The sequence below is a fragment of the Pseudomonas putida genome (assembly GCF_009883635.2).
Classification (GTDB): Bacteria; Pseudomonadota; Gammaproteobacteria; order Pseudomonadales; family Pseudomonadaceae; genus Aquipseudomonas; species Aquipseudomonas putida_W.
In genome coordinates this window covers 2567250-2581934 of the sequence record NZ_CP026115.2, presented here as the reverse complement: position 1 = coordinate 2581934, position 14685 = coordinate 2567250, and the positions used below count along the sequence as shown (strand labels likewise).

At 60.8% G+C, this 14685-nt stretch carries 13 protein-coding genes; 8 read left to right on the top strand and 5 right to left on the bottom strand.

Annotated features, from left to right (window positions below):
* Positions 1-14: 14 nt before the first annotated feature.
* Positions 15-428: a hypothetical protein gene (locus C2H86_RS11610; RefSeq protein WP_110639490.1), complete on the bottom strand. Its 414-nt coding sequence runs from the start codon at positions 426-428 to the stop codon at positions 15-17.
* 67 nt (positions 429-495) lie between these two features.
* Here C2H86_RS11610 and C2H86_RS11605 point away from each other — a divergent pair, with 67 nt between their 5' ends.
* On the top strand, positions 496-1578 hold the full coding sequence (locus C2H86_RS11605; RefSeq protein WP_159412661.1) for an aminopeptidase: 1083 nt from the start codon (positions 496-498) through the stop codon (positions 1576-1578).
* A 139-nt stretch (positions 1579-1717) separates the two neighbouring features.
* Here C2H86_RS11605 and C2H86_RS11600 read toward each other — a convergent pair whose 3' ends face one another.
* Entirely contained in the window at positions 1718-2368 is a 651-nt protein-coding gene (locus C2H86_RS11600) for an HAD family hydrolase (RefSeq protein ID WP_159412660.1), read from the bottom strand.
* A gap of 20 nt (positions 2369-2388) precedes the next feature.
* Positions 2389-2937: a gamma carbonic anhydrase family protein gene (locus tag C2H86_RS11595; protein WP_159412659.1), complete on the bottom strand. Its 549-nt coding sequence runs from the start codon at positions 2935-2937 to the stop codon at positions 2389-2391.
* Positions 2938-3039: 102 nt separating this feature from the next.
* Between C2H86_RS11595 and prlC the strand changes: the two genes are divergently transcribed.
* From prlC to C2H86_RS11565, 6 genes are all read left to right on the top strand, one after another.
* Entirely contained in the window at positions 3040-5091 is a 2052-nt protein-coding gene (gene prlC / locus C2H86_RS11590; protein ID WP_240349702.1) for an oligopeptidase A, read from the top strand.
* A complete protein-coding gene (locus C2H86_RS11585) occupies positions 5088-5369 on the top strand; it encodes a YheV family putative zinc ribbon protein (protein ID WP_103448350.1) in 282 nt (93 codons plus the stop codon). The genes prlC and C2H86_RS11585 overlap by 4 nt, the downstream gene beginning before the upstream one ends.
* Positions 5370-5461: 92 nt before the next feature.
* Positions 5462-7471: a M3 family metallopeptidase gene (locus tag C2H86_RS11580; RefSeq protein ID WP_159412657.1), complete on the top strand. Its 2010-nt coding sequence runs from the start codon at positions 5462-5464 to the stop codon at positions 7469-7471.
* A gap of 74 nt (positions 7472-7545) precedes the next feature.
* Complete coding sequence (locus C2H86_RS11575; protein WP_159412656.1) at positions 7546-8604, top strand: PA0069 family radical SAM protein; 1059 nt, start codon at positions 7546-7548, stop codon at positions 8602-8604.
* A 293-nt stretch (positions 8605-8897) separates the two neighbouring features.
* Positions 8898-9617, top strand: coding sequence for a carbonic anhydrase (locus tag C2H86_RS11570; protein WP_159412655.1), 720 nt, complete (start codon positions 8898-8900; stop codon positions 9615-9617).
* A 193-nt stretch (positions 9618-9810) separates the two neighbouring features.
* Positions 9811-11328: a SulP family inorganic anion transporter gene (locus C2H86_RS11565; RefSeq protein WP_159412654.1), complete on the top strand. Its 1518-nt coding sequence runs from the start codon at positions 9811-9813 to the stop codon at positions 11326-11328.
* A gap of 2 nt (positions 11329-11330) precedes the next feature.
* Here the strand turns inward: C2H86_RS11565 and C2H86_RS11560 are convergent, their stop codons facing one another.
* Positions 11331-12413, bottom strand: coding sequence for a hypothetical protein (locus C2H86_RS11560; protein WP_159412653.1), 1083 nt, complete (start codon positions 12411-12413; stop codon positions 11331-11333).
* Between the two features lie 107 nt (positions 12414-12520).
* A complete protein-coding gene (locus C2H86_RS11555; protein WP_159412652.1) occupies positions 12521-13165 on the bottom strand; it encodes a hypothetical protein in 645 nt (214 codons plus the stop codon).
* 368 nt (positions 13166-13533) lie between these two features.
* On the opposite strand from C2H86_RS11555, the gene coxB reads away from it, so the two are divergent.
* Positions 13534-14661 carry a cytochrome c oxidase subunit II gene (gene coxB, locus C2H86_RS11550; protein WP_159412651.1) on the top strand — a complete coding sequence of 376 codons (1128 nt, stop codon included), beginning with the start codon at positions 13534-13536 and terminating at the stop codon, positions 14659-14661.
* Positions 14662-14685 lie beyond the last annotated feature (24 nt).

Below are 14685 nucleotides of genomic sequence, written 5' to 3'. Positions count from 1 at the left end.
GCCGTTTGTGCGGTTCAGGTGCGTTGGCAACCTGCTGGCAAGCCCTGCCCGACCAGTTTCTGCTGGTGGTCGTACAGCTTGATCCATGGGCGGAAGCCGATACTGCCGGCCTGCAGCTGGTAGCGCTGCCCGGCGTTGAAGTCCTTGAAGGTCAGCTTGACCTGGCAATCACGCCACAATGGCTCGTCGACCGGGCCGATATTGCTCGGCGTGACCGGGAACTGATAGCGCACGGTCAGCTCGTGGCTGCCAGGAGGGACTTCGAAATAGCGCGTGTCGGCCCAGTCGCGCTCATCCACCTGCTTCGCGTCCAGCGAAGCTTCGTCGTAGGGTGTGAGATCGACCCAGGCCAGGTTCGGGTCCGGGTCGGGCAGGGTTGAACAGGCAGAAACCAGCAGCAGTGAGCCGGTGACCAACAGTGCACGCATGGCGAAACTCCCCCTTGGCGAGATAGTCTTGGAGCGCATTGGCCATGAGCGAGTTGGATAGCCCCAGATGGATCTCTTTGTTCTTTTCAAGCGCTCAGGCCCTGGGCCACTCGACTGCGTTTTCAGGCGTTTGGTTCCCCTGCTGGCTGCCTTTCTGCTGAACGGTTGCAGCACCGTGGGCTATTACGGCCAGTTGGCCGAGGGGCAATGGCAGCTGTTGCGGGCGCGCCAGCCGGTAGAGAGAGTGATCGCCGACCCGGCCAGCAGCCCGCGCCTGCGCGCTCGTCTTGAACATGCCGAAGCGGCGCGGGTGTTTGCCAGCGAACAGCTCAAGCTGCCGGACAACCGAAGCTATCGGCTCTACGCCGATCTGCAGCGTCCCTACGTGGTGTGGAACGTGTTCGCCACACCTGAACTGTCGTTGCAACCGGTGACGCACTGCTTCCCCATTGCCGGCTGCGTCGCCTACCGCGGCTATTATCGCCAGGGCGCTGCGCGTGGCGAGGCGGCGTTGATGCGTCAGCAAGGCCTGGATGTGTACGTGAGTGGCGTCGAAGCGTACTCGACGCTGGGCTGGTTCGATGACCCGATTCTGTCTTCCATGGTCGGTTGGGGGGATGAGCGGCTGGCCACGCTGATCTTCCATGAGCTGGCTCATCAGCGCTTTTATGTGCAGGACGACACCGAGTTCAACGAGTCGTTTGCCACCTTCGTCGAGCAGGAAGGCACGCGGCAATGGCGCGCCGCCCGTGGGCTTGGGGCGACTGGGAAGGATCAGTCGCAGCAGCGTGACCAGTTCACCCGGTTGGTGCTGGCCAGCCGTGAGCGGTTGCAGGCGATTTATGCTGGGCCCTTGGATGATGCGCACAAGCGGGCGGCCAAGCAGGCGGAGTTTGAGCGTTTGCGCAGTGAGTACAAGCAGGTGCGGGACAGCCAGTGGAACGGCGACAAGCGCTATGACGCCTGGATCTATGCGCCGTTGAGTAATGCCAAGTTGTTGCCGTTCGGGCTTTATGACCAGTGGGTCCCGGCGTTTGCGGCTTTATTCAGAGAGATGGGTGGGGATTGGGGGCGGTTCTATAAGCGGGTCGAGCAGCTTGGCCGGTTGCCGGCTGTCGAGAGGAAAGCGGTGTTGCAGCGGTTGATGTGAGCCTGTGAGATTTTGGGGCCGCTTTGCGGCCCATCGCGGGACAAGCCCGCTCCTACACGTGCAGCGCCGCCCTGAAGGTCTGCGCCAATCCTGTAGGCGGGCTTGTCCCGCGATGGGCTGCGCAGCAGCCCCATGGCCTTCAAACCTTGCTGAAGGCTTGATGCAACTCGGCCACAGTAGCGAAATGGAAGGCCGGCGCCTCGGCCACCAGCTCTTCCCGGCTACCAAACCCATATCCCACCGCCACCGCCTGCAACCCATTGTTGCGAGCCCCGATCAGGTCATGCTTGCGGTCGCCGATCATCAGCGTCTGCGCTGGATCCAGCCCTTCCTCATCCAGCAGATGACGGATCAGTTCGACCTTGTTGGTCCGCGTACCGTCCAGCTCGCTGCCGTAGATCACCTTGAAGTGGTGATCGAACGCAAAGTGCCGGGCAATTTCCCGGGCGAACTCCCACGGTTTGGACGTGGCGATGTACAGCGTCCGGCCTTGGCCATTCAGAGCTTCGAGCAGCTCAGGCACGCCTTCGAACACCAGGTTCTCGTACAAGCCAGTGACACGGAAGCGTTCCCGGTAGAAGTTCACCGCTTCCCACGCCTTGGCTTCATCGAAGCTGTAGAACTGCATGAAGGCCTGCAGCAGCGGTGGGCCGATGAAGTGTTCGAGGCGGGTCAGGTCGGGCTCGTCGATGCCCAGCTTGGCCAGGGCGTACTGGATCGAGCGGGTGATGCCCAGGCGCGGGTCGGTCAAGGTACCGTCGAGGTCGAATAGGATGTTCTGCTGGTGCATGTTCGTCTCGGTAGTCGGGTTCATTCCGGTTGGTCGTAGCCTTCGGCCAGGTGCTGGTCCTTGAGCTTGACGTAGTTGCCGGCGCTGTAAGGGAAGAAGGCATGTTCCTGGTCGTTGAGCAGCCTGACCTGTTTCACCGGGCTGCCCATGTACAGGTAGCCACTGACCAGGCGCTTGCCGGGCGGCACCAGGCTGCCGGCACCGATGATCACTTCGTCTTCTACGATGGCGCCATCCATGATGGTGCTGCCCATGCCGACCAGGATGCGGTTGCCCAGGGTGCAGCCATGCAGCATGACCTTGTGGCCGATGGTCACCTCGTCACCGATGATCAGCGGATAACCGTCGGGGTTGAAGGGGCCTGCGTGGGTAATGTGCAGCACGCTACCGTCCTGCACGCTGGTGCGGGCGCCGATACGGATGCGGTGCATGTCGCCGCGAATCACCGTCAGCGGCCAGACAGAGCTGTCCTCGCCGATCTCCACGTCGCCCAGGACCACCGCCGAACGGTCGACAAACGCCCTGAGTCCCACTTTCGGAGTGTGTTGCTGGAAGCTGCGGATGGCCATGATAGCGTCTCTCATCTTTGCCGATAGGCAGGCTGCCTGCTGCGGTCGGCGTCGATTGTAATTAAGATGGGGCAGTGTTTCTCCTGCCAAGGTATCCGAACCGTGAGTGCGAACAACCCACTTCTGCAGTCCTACGATCTGCCGCCCTTCTCGCAAATCCGTGCCGAACACGTGTTGCCGGCGATCGAAGCGATCCTGGCCGACAACCGTAAAGCCATTGCCGAGATCCTCGAACAGCAGGGCAAAACCCCAACCTGGGCCGGCCTGGTGCTGGCCATGGACGAACTGAATGACCGCCTGGGTGCCGCCTGGAGCCCGGTCAGCCACCTTAACGCGGTGTGCAACAGCCAGGAACTGCGCGAGGCTTATGAGTCCTGCCTGCCAGCGCTGAGTGCCTACTCTACCGAACTGGGCCAGAACCGTGCGCTGTTCGAAGCCTATGAGGCACTGGTCAACAGCCCGGAAGCCGCAGGCTTCGACGTGGCGCAGAAAACTATCCTCGACCACGCCCTGCGCGACTTCCGCCTGTCGGGCATCGACCTGCCGGCCGACCAGCAGCAGCGTTATGCCGAAGTGCAGAGCAAGCTGAGCGAGCTGGGCAGCCGCTTCTCCAACCAGTTGCTCGACGCCACCCAGGCCTGGACCAAGCACGTTACCGACGAAGCCGCACTGGCCGGCCTGACCGATTCGGCCAAGGCACAGATGGCCGCTGCTGCGCAGGCCAAGGGCCTGGACGGTTGGCTGATCACTCTGGAATTCCCCAGCTACTACGCGGTGATGACCTACGCCAGCGACCGTGCCTTGCGTGAAGAGCTGTATGCCGCCTATTGCACGCGGGCCTCGGACCAGGGCCCGAATGCCGGCCAGTTCGACAACGGCCCGGTGATGCAGCAGATCCTCGACCTGCGCCAGGAACTGGCCGGGCTGCTGGGCTACAAGAATTACGCCGAGCTGAGCCTGGCGACCAAGATGGCCGAGTCCAGCGACCAGGTGTTGACCTTCCTGCGTGACCTGGCCAAGCGTTCCAAGCCGTTTGCCGCCCAGGACCTGGAGCAGCTCAAGGCTTATGCTGCCGAGCAGGGCTGCCCTGAGCTGGCCAGCTGGGATGCCGGTTACTTCGGCGAGAAGCTGCGCGAGCAGCGTTACAGCGTGTCGCAGGAAACCCTGCGTGCCTACTTCCCGATCGACAAGGTGCTCAACGGGCTGTTCAGCATCGTCCAGCGCCTGTACGGCATCGAGATCACCGAACTGAAAGGTTTCGACAGCTGGCACCCGGACGTGCGCCTGTTCGAGATCAAGGAAAACGGCCAGCACGTCGGCCGCTTCTTCTTCGACCTCTACGCCCGCGCCAACAAGCGTGGCGGTGCCTGGATGGACGGCGCCCGCGACCGTCGTCGCACGGCTGGCGGCGAGCTGCAGAGCCCGGTGGCCAACCTGGTGTGCAACTTCACCCCGGCCGCGCCTGGCAAGCCTGCGCTGCTGACCCACGATGAAGTCACCACCCTGTTCCACGAGTTCGGCCATGGCCTGCATCACATGCTGACTCGCATCGAGCATGCCGGTGTGTCCGGCATCAACGGCGTGGCATGGGACGCGGTCGAGCTGCCGAGCCAGTTCATGGAAAACTGGTGCTGGGAGCCGGAAGGCCTGGCCTTGATCTCCAGCCACTACGAAACCGGCGCGGCCCTGCCCCAGGACCTGCTGGACAAGATGCTCGCTGCGAAAAACTTCCAGTCGGGCATGATGATGGTGCGCCAGCTGGAGTTCTCGCTGTTCGACTTCGAGCTGCACGCCAGCCACGGTGATGGCCGCAGCGTGCTGCAGGTACTCGAAGGCGTGCGCGATGAGGTTTCGGTGATGCGCCCGCCAGCGTACAACCGTTTCCCCAACAGCTTTGCGCACATCTTCGCTGGCGGTTACGCGGCGGGATACTACAGCTACAAGTGGGCTGAAGTGCTGTCGGCCGACGCCTTCTCGCGCTTCGAGGAAGAAGGCGTGCTGAATGCCGAAACTGGCCGCGCGTTCCGTGAAGCGATCCTGGCCCGCGGCGGTTCGCGCGAACCCATGGAGCTGTTCGTGGACTTCCGTGGGCGTGAGCCTTCCATCGACGCATTGCTGCGCCACAGTGGCCTCACCGAGGACGCTGCGGCATGAGCGAGGTTGCTGTGAACAAAACCAAGAAGCGCTTCATCGCCGGGGCCGTATGCCCGGCATGCAGTGAGCCCGACAAGCTGATGATGTGGAGTGAAGACGACGTGCCGCACCGTGAGTGCGTGGCTTGCGGCTTCACCGACACCCTCAATGAGCAGGGCCTGTCGGTGCCCAAGGAGCTCGGTACGCGGGTCAACCAGTTGGCGCCGAAAGCGGCGCCGGCCAAGGTGCAGACCGTCCAGTTCTTCCCCAACCCGAAGCTGAAAAAGCCGAGCGAATAATCCGGGTCGATGGGTGTTAGATAATGCCTGCCGCGGGGGTGGAAGGAGTGCGGATAGTTCTGCTCTTCTTCCGCATCCCGTCAGGTACTGTCATGACTCTCTTACAAGCTGAAAATTTGCTGGATTACCGGCAGGTCTCTCCTGACCAGGCCCTGCAGGCTATTGAAACGAGCATTGCCAACTATCGACTGGGCATCGAAGCGGTTGTCGAGCATCAGGCCGCATTGCCCACCTGGGACGATCTCGTCCTTGCCATCGATGCGCTCGACGCCGATCTGCAAGGCACTTTCTATGACTTCGCGCCGATGGCCAACCACAGTGTTGAGTGGTGGCAGGTGTTCCAGAAGACCTATGTTCAAGTCGATGGGTGCTTCAAGGACAAGCTGCGAAATGTCGAGCTCTATCAACTCTATGAGCGTTTTGCCAACAGCGCAGTGGGCCAGCATCTGGATTCGCGCAAGAAAGCGACGCTGGCGCTGATCCTTCAGGAATACAAGAACGGCGGCGTAAACCTGGGCACGGATGACAAAGCCCGCCTGCAGCAACTGGAAAGGCGGATAGGCGAGCTGACGACGCGATTCCTGGCCAACGTCGACTCCTCCGTTGCATCCCTTGCCGTCCATGTAACGGATGAAAACCGACTTGATGGGATTGCCGGCCAACAACAGGGGCAGATGCGCTCGGCTGCGCAGGCCGCAAAGCTTTCCGGTTGGCTGATCGCCTGCGACGAAGCAAATTTCACCCACGTCCTTAAATTTGCAACAGATCGATCGCTGCGTGAGCAGGTTTATCGTGCCTACCATTTACAGGGCGTCAGCGACGACCCTGCGCTCGACAATGGTGAAGTGATTCGGGCGCTCGCTGAACTGAGAAATGAAAAGGCGCGTTTGCTGGGGTTCGAGGATCATGTGCAACTGAGTGTGCAGACCAAGAGCATCGGCACTGTTGCCCGGCTGGAGGCGTTTCTGCAAAGTCTGGAAGATCGGGTGAAACCGGCCATGTCAGCCTTTAGAAGCACGATCGAGCCGTTAGCGGCAGCACATGGCATTGATGCCCTCGAACCTTGGGATATCGATTATCTGCACGCCAATGCCCGCGACTCCAAGAGCCTGCTCTCGGAGGCAACGATGCAGGAATTCTTCACGTTCGAAGGTGTGGTGGCGGCGCTGCGCGAGATGGCCAGGCAACTCTTTGGCGTTGAGTTGCAGCAGTTGAATGACTCAAACGCCTGGCATCCCAGCGTGCTCCTTTTTGAGGTGATCCAGGATCATGCAACGATCGGTCATCTTTATCTGGATGCACTGCAGCACGATGGCAAAGCACCTGACACGGTCAAGACCGTTACTCATTGGCATCGACGAGTAGATGCCGAGGGGAGGTACCATCGAGTCGTTGTTTCCGTGTACAGCGACGTGCCTCAGGGAATTGATGGCCGCCCGCCATTGCTGGACCACCTGGCGCTCAAAAAGCTCTACCATGAGTTCGGTCACGCCCTGCACAGCCTGCTGGTCAGCACGAACAATCACGTGCTCTCCGACACGCGTCGGCTGGGTAGCGATGGCGTGGAAGTTCCATCGAAGCTCTTCGAGTGCTGGGTCTGGGATGCCGATTACCTGGCAAGTATCTCTGCTCACTACCAGGATGGTCGAAAGTTGAGCAGCGCTGAACTGAAGCCCGTGCTGGACAAACTGCAAGCAGACAATGCCAGGTCCAACGCGACGCTCCTTGGCCGGGCGCTTCTCGATCTGGGCTTGCACGGGTCGGCCACCAACGGAGTGGACCTTTCCCGTCTCGTGACTGACAGCCATCAGCGCACCGGGCTATGGCCGTTGAACGGTTTCGAGAAACCGCTGCACGGTTTCACTCATCTGGTGACGGGTTACGATGCCGGCTTTTTCGGTTACCTCTGGGCGGATGTCCATGCCTGGGACCTGTTCAGTCGGTTCGAAGCGGCAGGCTTACTGGATCAGCCTACCGGTCAAGCACTGCTGGATGAGGTTCTAGCACCGTCCGTATCTCGACCGTTCTTGCAGAGTATCGAATTGTTCCTGGGCCGGCCGACGGATACGACACGATTCTTGAAGTGGTCAGGTCTGGCCTGATGGCATTGACCGGCGGCACTGGTGTGCGTCGCAATTAAATTGTACTGTATATAAATACAGTTCAGATGACGTTCATGATGATTCCTTCGTCGCAGAAAGGGCGTGGCACTGTCCTGCAACCCCACAACCGTTTTGCTTCGACCCGCACAGTGGTCGAGGACGATGGTTGGTATCAGGAAGTGCCGCTCACCCAGGGCACCGAGGTGCGTATCGAGCGGGCCAAGTCCGTCATCAGCCGCAATACTTCACCCGATCTGCCCTTTGACCGTTCGATCAATCCATACCGTGGTTGCGAGCATGGTTGCATCTATTGCTATGCCCGCCCCTCCCATGCCTACTGGGATCTTTCTCCGGGGTTGGATTTCGAAACCAGGCTGATTGCCAAGACCAATGCTGCCGAAGTGCTTGCGCAGCAGTTGAGCAAGCCGGGCTATGTCTGCGCGCCGATCAACCTAGGTTCCAACACCGATCCTTACCAGCCGATCGAGCGCGAGCAGCAGCTGACGCGCCGATTGCTGGAAGTGCTGTTGCGTTTTCGCCATCCGGTGACCATCGTCACCAAGGGTGCGTTGGTATTGCGCGACCTCGACCTGCTGGCCGAGATGGCTAGCCAGCGTCTGGTGCGGGTGATGATCAGCCTCACTACCCTGGACGAGGACCTCAAGCGGGTACTCGAGCCTCGCGCGGCCTCACCCAAAGCCAGGTTGCGGGCCATTCGTGTCTTGCGCGAAGCCGGGGTACCGGTGGGCGTGCTGTGTTCGCCGATGATACCGATGATCAACGACAGTGAACTTGAACACCTGCTGGAGGCTGCCAAGGAAGCGGGGGCTCAGAGCGCCGCCTACATGATGCTGCGTCTGCCACTGGAAGTGGCGCCGTTGTTCGAGCAGTGGCTGCAGGAGCATTATCCGCAGCGAGCGGCCCATGTGCTCAGCCTGATTCGACAGAGCCGTGGCGGCGAACTTTACGACAGCCGCTTCGGTGCGCGGATGTGTGGTGAGGGGGTATTTGCCGAGCTGCTGGCGCAGCGCTTTGCCAGAGCGATGAAGCGGCTGAACTTCGAGGGGCGGGAAGCGCAGGCATTGGATTGCTCGGCCTTTTGCCCGCCAGGTGGTCAGATGGCGTTGTTCTGACTGCAACTGACGCCTGCAGACATCCCCAGTGCCACTCATTCAAGCAAATAATCTAAGTAATGGGTCTTGGCAGCTGATGCTTTTTTGCTATTATTCAGCTCCCGCCTTTTCGATCTGGAACGCCTGTTCTAGAGCCCTCGAATTAAGTTTCAGTTAAGTTTTCCCCGTTAGCGTAGCAATCCAGTCAGCGAAGACTGTGATTTATCGCCCGTGCGCGTCATCTAAATCTGCGCATAGCCAGAATCTTTCACCGGTAAAATGGATTTACCTACACACCGTCAAGAGGATGAAACATGCCCGTCAAGGACCCATCCAAGGTCGTTCCGCAAACCCCCGCGGAGAGCGCCGATGCCGCCCTGAAGCACATCGTCGACGGCTTCCTGCGCTTTCACCATGACGTCTTCCCCGAGCAGCAGGAGCTGTTCAAGAAACTCGCCACCGCGCAAACCCCGCGTGCGATGTTCATTACCTGTGCCGACTCGCGCATCGTCCCCGAGCTGATCACCCAGAGCTCGCCAGGCGACCTGTTCGTGACCCGTAACGTCGGTAACGTGGTGCCGCCGTATGGCCAGATGAACGGCGGTGTTTCCAGCGCTATCGAATACGCCGTGCTGGCGCTGAAGGTGCACCACATCATCATCTGTGGCCACTCCGACTGCGGTGCCATGCGCGCTGTATTGAACCCGCACTCGCTGGACAAGATGCCCACCGTCGGTGCCTGGCTGCGCCACGCCGAAGTGGCCCGCACCGTGGTCGAGAACAACTGCTCGTGCGGCAGCGAACACGAAAGCATGCAGGTGCTGACCAAGGAAAACGTCATCGCCCAGCTGCACCACCTGCGCACCCACCCATCGGTGGCCTCGCGCCTGGCTGCTGGCCAGCTGTACATCCACGGCTGGGTCTACGACATCGAGACCAGCAAGATCGAAGCCTACGACGCTGCCAGCGACAGCTTCCTGCCCCTGGCCGCTGGCCAGCCGGTGCCTAGCGCCACTCCGAGAGGCCGCTACTAAGCGACCCATTCACAGCTGAACCTTGAATAGCCGGCTGCACCCATCGTGGGTGTGGCGCGGCCTTCGGCTGCCTTGAAAATGCCCTGACTACCTGCCGGCGATCCAGCTGGCGGCCCGCGCCTGCGCGCTCGTCAGGGATCACACGTGCCCACGGCCAGGGGAATGGCCGTGCGACAGAGAAAGGAGAACGATGGTGAACATGACACAGTTGAAAGCGGCCCTGCCGCGCGAGTTGCTGGCGTCGGTGGTGGTCTTCCTGGTCGCCCTGCCGTTGTGCATGGGCATTGCGATCGCCTCGGGCATGCCGCCGGCCAAGGGGCTGATCACCGGCATCATTGGCGGCATCGTGGTGGGCTTTCTGGCGGGTTCGCCGTTGCAGGTCAGCGGCCCGGCGGCTGGCCTGGCGGTGCTGGTGTTCGAGCTGGTACGCCAGCATGGCGTGGCAATGCTCGGGCCTATCCTGCTGCTGGCGGGGATTCTGCAATTGTTGGCCGGGCGCTTGCGCCTGGGGTGCTGGTTCCGTGTCACGGCGCCAGCGGTGGTGTACGGCATGCTCGCCGGCATCGGGGTGCTGATCGTGTTGTCGCAGGTGCATGTGATGTTCGACACGGCGCCGCAGCCGTCGGGTATGCAGAACCTGCTGGAGTTTCCCGCTACCGTGAGTGCTGCCCTGCCGCTGGAGAATGCAGGTTCCGGCTGGATGGCCGGTGCACTAGGTCTAGGTACCATTGCCATCATGTGGGCCTGGGAGCGGTTGCGGCCGCAGCGGCTGAGGTTTGTTCCGGGTGCCTTGCTGGGCGTGGCGGCGATGACCGCCATCGCCATGTGGCTGGCGCTGCCGGTGAATCGTGTGCAGGTGCCAGCGGACTTGACCGAAGCCATCGACTGGATACGCCCCGATGACCTCATGAAACTGGCTGACCCGACACTGCTGGTTGCCGCCTTTGCGCTAGCGTTCATCGCCAGTGCCGAAACCTTGTTGTCAGCCGCTGCGGTCGATCGCATGCACAGTGGCCAGCGCTCGGATTTTGATCGTGAGCTTACGGCCCAAGGGGTAGGCAATATGCTCTGCGGGCTCCTGGGAGCCTTGCCGATGACCGGTGTGATCGTTCGTAGTTCGGCCAACGTCCAGGCCGGGGCGCAAACTCGGGCCTCGGCGATCCTGCATGGTTTGTGGTTACTGGCGTTCGTGGTGGTGCTGAGCACTGTACTGCAGCAGATTCCGGTGGCGAGCCTGGCAGGCGTGCTGGTCTACACCGGTATCAAACTGGTCGATTTCAAGGCGCTGCGAGGTTTGGGCCGCTACGGTCGGATGCCGATGTTCACCTATGTGGCGACAGCCATGGCGATTATCTTCACTGACCTTTTGACCGGGGTACTGCTAGGTTTCGGGCTGACATTGCTGAAGTTGGCATTCAAGGCGGCGCGCCTCAAGCTCAGCCTTGTCCAGCTGCAGCCCCCTGGCCATATGGAACTGCGCCTGAGCGGGGCGGCAACGTTCCTCAAGGTGCCAGCGTTGACTCAGCTGCTCGAAACCGTACCTGCCGGCACCACCTTGCATGTGCCGCTGGCCAACTTGACCTACATCGACCATTCATGCCTGGAACTGCTGGAGGATTGGAGCAAGACCAGCAGCTCCACCCTGTGTATCGAACAGCGAGGGCTCAAGCGCAGGGTGGAAGGCCGTTTGCGTAGCGTTGCTGGCGCCTGAGGTCAGCGCTTGAGCTCGATCATCTCCGGTGCACCCGGCCATGTACCTGTCAGGTTCACGGTGCGGGTGCCGCCCAGCCACTCGCTGGCGGGCGTGTTCCACCGCATCGACTTGCGGGTATTGGAGCCGATATTGATGAACTCTGCAGTCAACACCATCTCGGTGGCAATCAGGGGAATTTCACCGAAGCTGGCTGAACTTCCAGGCAGCACGGTCCTGGAATCTTCGACCGGGCCGGCGGGGGTCTGGTAGGTCAGCGTGACTTTGGTGGTGTAGGTGGTGAAGGACGTTGCCTTGCTATCAACCAGCAGGTTCAAGACCCCGATCTTGCCGACCCAGCTCGGAATCAGCACCCGGCTGCCTGCAAACGAGGCAAAGGTATACGCGATAGGCAGGGGGTCAGTTGCCACGTCACCGCTTTTGGCCGGCAGGGTATGCATCTCCACTTCACTGGAGTTGCTGGTGAATACGTAGCTCGCCTTGCCTTTGCCGTTGATGCCATCTTCACCGAGCAGGCGATTGAGACCGCTTGCGCTGCCTGAAACGGTGAAGCTGGCCTTATTCTTCTTCGCTACTGCATTCAGCCCACTGCTGGCGTAGATGACCGAGGTCACCACGCCAAAACCTTCGGAGATGCCGGCTGCCGTCGCCATGTTCAACTTCTTCGCCTGGGCGAGCAGCCAATCGTACTGGTCGTCCAGGACGGTCAGGTTGCTGATGGCGTGCTCACCAGCGATTGCGAACTCCGAGGCAATGGAATTTTCCTTGCCGAAGGTCCATTCCAGGGCGGCATCAGGTTTGACCTCGGCTCCCGTGTTCGGATCAAAGATCACTCCCTCGATGTTCGCACTGATCTCCTTGCGCGAGACACCCTCGGATTTGAATTCCCACTTGCGACTTTGCTGATTCTTGCTTGTTTCAACGCCCGGCAGGCAATCGGCGACAAGCTTGAAGTCGCCGGAGTCGGGATCGACGATGCCCACTGCGCCCGGCTTGATGGAGGGATTGAGGCCCCAGTTACCCCATATTGTGGGATAGGTTCCTCGCAGCAGGTCCGTGTAGATCCGGTTTCTTCTGATCGTCATTGTCATCACCTTGAAATGAAGTAGGCCGCCTTCAGGCGGCCGGATGACAGTAATGATCGAAGGTGAGTGGCAGCAGCGGGAGCGCTTTCCCTCGCCGGTTCCTAGCGTCAGGCGCTGGCCCGGCCAAACTCTACGTTCAACTGGCGCGACAGGCACGGCCAGCGCTTCCACGCCTCGCCTGTCTGTGGGCTGCTGAGGGTTTTGCGGTAGGCTTCCACCGATTCGGCGGCGAAGCTTTCGTCGTTCAGCATTTCGTCCACCGAGTGGTGAACCACCTTATCCAGCTGGTTGGCGAAGGTTTCGCCGATCAGTTGGTGGGCTATCAGGTTGGCCACCGTGGTGTCGACCGGGATCAGCGGCTGCTGGAAGTGACGGATGTACAGGTCGTTGACCTCCTCCACCAGGCGGTGCGCCAGGTAGGCCTCATCCAGCAGGCAATCGAGGCCCACATGCCCCTGCAGCTCGCTCGGCGGCTGCAGGAAATAAGCCTCGGCAATTTTCAGCACCGGCTTGATCTGCGATTCGATCCCCGCTTTGCTGGCTACGTCGTGGGCGGCTTCCAGCAGCTCCGGAACTTGATCGATGTAAGCGCTGACGAAGCGCGCCAAAGTACCCTGGGCGTCCTGCTCAGGCAGTTGGATCGAGGGGTGCAGGTGAGGCAGTTGCAGCTCGAGACGCTCTTTCAGTTGGCCGGTGCGGCTTTCGTGATCGCGGGCTTGGCTAATCTGCTCGCGTACAGCAGCGATGTTCATGACAACTCCAGGGACAAGACGTTTCAAACGGAAGACACTAAATTAGCTCGGTATACAGAATACCTAAGACGCATTTGTTATAAACCCCGCAAACGTGTGCGCAGTTCGGCATATGGCGTTGCCATTATTTTGCCATAACCCCTCAAACTCGGGCTTTTGCACGGCCTTTCGCATTTCTACAAGTTCATTTCGCCCGCGTCGTTGCGTGCCGTTGGTCGCTGTCTATACTCCCGTTGAACGTGATTCGTTGATGAGGCCCGACTGCTTTTGCAGGGGCTCGGTCGTCGAAGCCAGGCAGTCTTGACCGCCGTTCCCTCTTGCCGCAGGCCACGCCTCCGGGACTACAAGAACGAGAAGGGGAACCCGCAATGATGCGACATCCACATGTCTGGATGGGCCTCCTGTTGTGGTCGGTTTTTGGTCAGGCCAACGCTGCCTGGACCGTGAACATGCACCCGGGGGCGACGGAAGTCTCCAACGCCGTGTTCGACCTGCACATGACGATCTTCTGGATCTGCGTGATCATCGGCATTGTGGTTTTCGGTGCGATGTTCTGGTCCATGGTCATCCACCGCCGTTCCACCGGCCAGCAGCCAGCGCATTTCCACGAGCACACCTGGGTGGAAATCCTATGGACCATCGTGCCCTTCCTGATTCTGGTGGCCATGGCCATTCCGGCCACCAGGACCCTGATCGACATCTACGACGCCAGCGAATCGGACATCGACATCCAGGTCACCGGCTATCAGTGGAAATGGCACTACAAATATCTGGGCCAGGACGTGGAGTTCTTCAGCAACCTGGCCACTCCCGCCGATCAGATCCACAACAAAGCGCCCAAAGACGAGCACTACCTGCTTGAAGTCGACCAGCCGCTGGTGCTGCCGGTCGGTGCCAAGGTGCGCTTCCTGGTGACCGCCGCCGACGTCATTCACTCCTGGTGGGTGCCGGCCTTCGCGGTCAAGCGCGACGCCATCCCCGGCTTCGTCAACGAAGCCTGGACCCGTATCGAGAAGCCCGGCATCTACCGCGGCCAGTGCACCGAGCTGTGCGGCAAGGACCACGGCTTCATGCCGGTGGTGGTCGAGGTCAAGTCCAAGGCCGATTACGACACCTGGCTCGGCGAACGCAAGGCTGAGGCGGCCAAGCTCAAGGAACTGACCAGCAAGGACTGGACGCTCGAAGAACTGGTCGAGCGTGGCGACAAGGTCTACCACACCACCTGCGTGGCCTGTCACCAGGCCGAGGGCCAGGGCTTGCCACCGATGTTCCCGGCGCTCAAGGGTTCGAAAGTGGCTACCGGGCCGAAGGAAGAGCACCTGAGCGTGGTGTTCCACGGCCGCCCGGGCACGGCGATGGCTGCATTCGGCAAGCAGCTCTCGGAAGTCGACATCGCCGCCGTGGTCACCTACGAGCGCAATGCCTGGGGCAACAACAAGGGCGACATGGTCACGCCGAAGGACGTGCTGGCGCTCAAGCAGGCAGAAGCCAAGTGAACCGGGTTTTGTGCGGCAATCAGC

Excerpts from the sequence above, each read along its gene's own strand:
- coxB (WP_159412651.1), top strand. The coding sequence starts at position 13,534 with ATGATGCGACATCCACATGTCTGGATGGGCCTCCTGTTGTGGTCGGTT.
- C2H86_RS11610 (WP_110639490.1), bottom strand. The coding sequence starts at position 428 with ATGCGTGCACTGTTGGTCACCGGCTCACTGCTGCTGGTTTCTGCCTGT.
- C2H86_RS11600 (WP_159412660.1), bottom strand. The coding sequence starts at position 2,368 with ATGCACCAGCAGAACATCCTATTCGACCTCGACGGTACCTTGACCGAC.
- C2H86_RS11570 (WP_159412655.1), top strand. The coding sequence starts at position 8,898 with ATGCCCGTCAAGGACCCATCCAAGGTCGTTCCGCAAACCCCCGCGGAG.
- C2H86_RS11580 (WP_159412657.1), top strand. The coding sequence starts at position 5,462 with ATGACTCTCTTACAAGCTGAAAATTTGCTGGATTACCGGCAGGTCTCT.
- C2H86_RS11585 (WP_103448350.1), top strand. The coding sequence starts at position 5,088 with ATGAGCGAGGTTGCTGTGAACAAAACCAAGAAGCGCTTCATCGCCGGG.
- C2H86_RS11595 (WP_159412659.1), bottom strand. The coding sequence starts at position 2,937 with ATGGCCATCCGCAGCTTCCAGCAACACACTCCGAAAGTGGGACTCAGG.
- C2H86_RS11560 (WP_159412653.1), bottom strand. The coding sequence starts at position 12,413 with ATGACGATCAGAAGAAACCGGATCTACACGGACCTGCTGCGAGGAACC.
- C2H86_RS11575 (WP_159412656.1), top strand. The coding sequence starts at position 7,546 with ATGATGATTCCTTCGTCGCAGAAAGGGCGTGGCACTGTCCTGCAACCC.
- C2H86_RS11605 (WP_159412661.1), top strand. The coding sequence starts at position 496 with ATGGATCTCTTTGTTCTTTTCAAGCGCTCAGGCCCTGGGCCACTCGAC.
- C2H86_RS11555 (WP_159412652.1), bottom strand. The coding sequence starts at position 13,165 with ATGAACATCGCTGCTGTACGCGAGCAGATTAGCCAAGCCCGCGATCAC.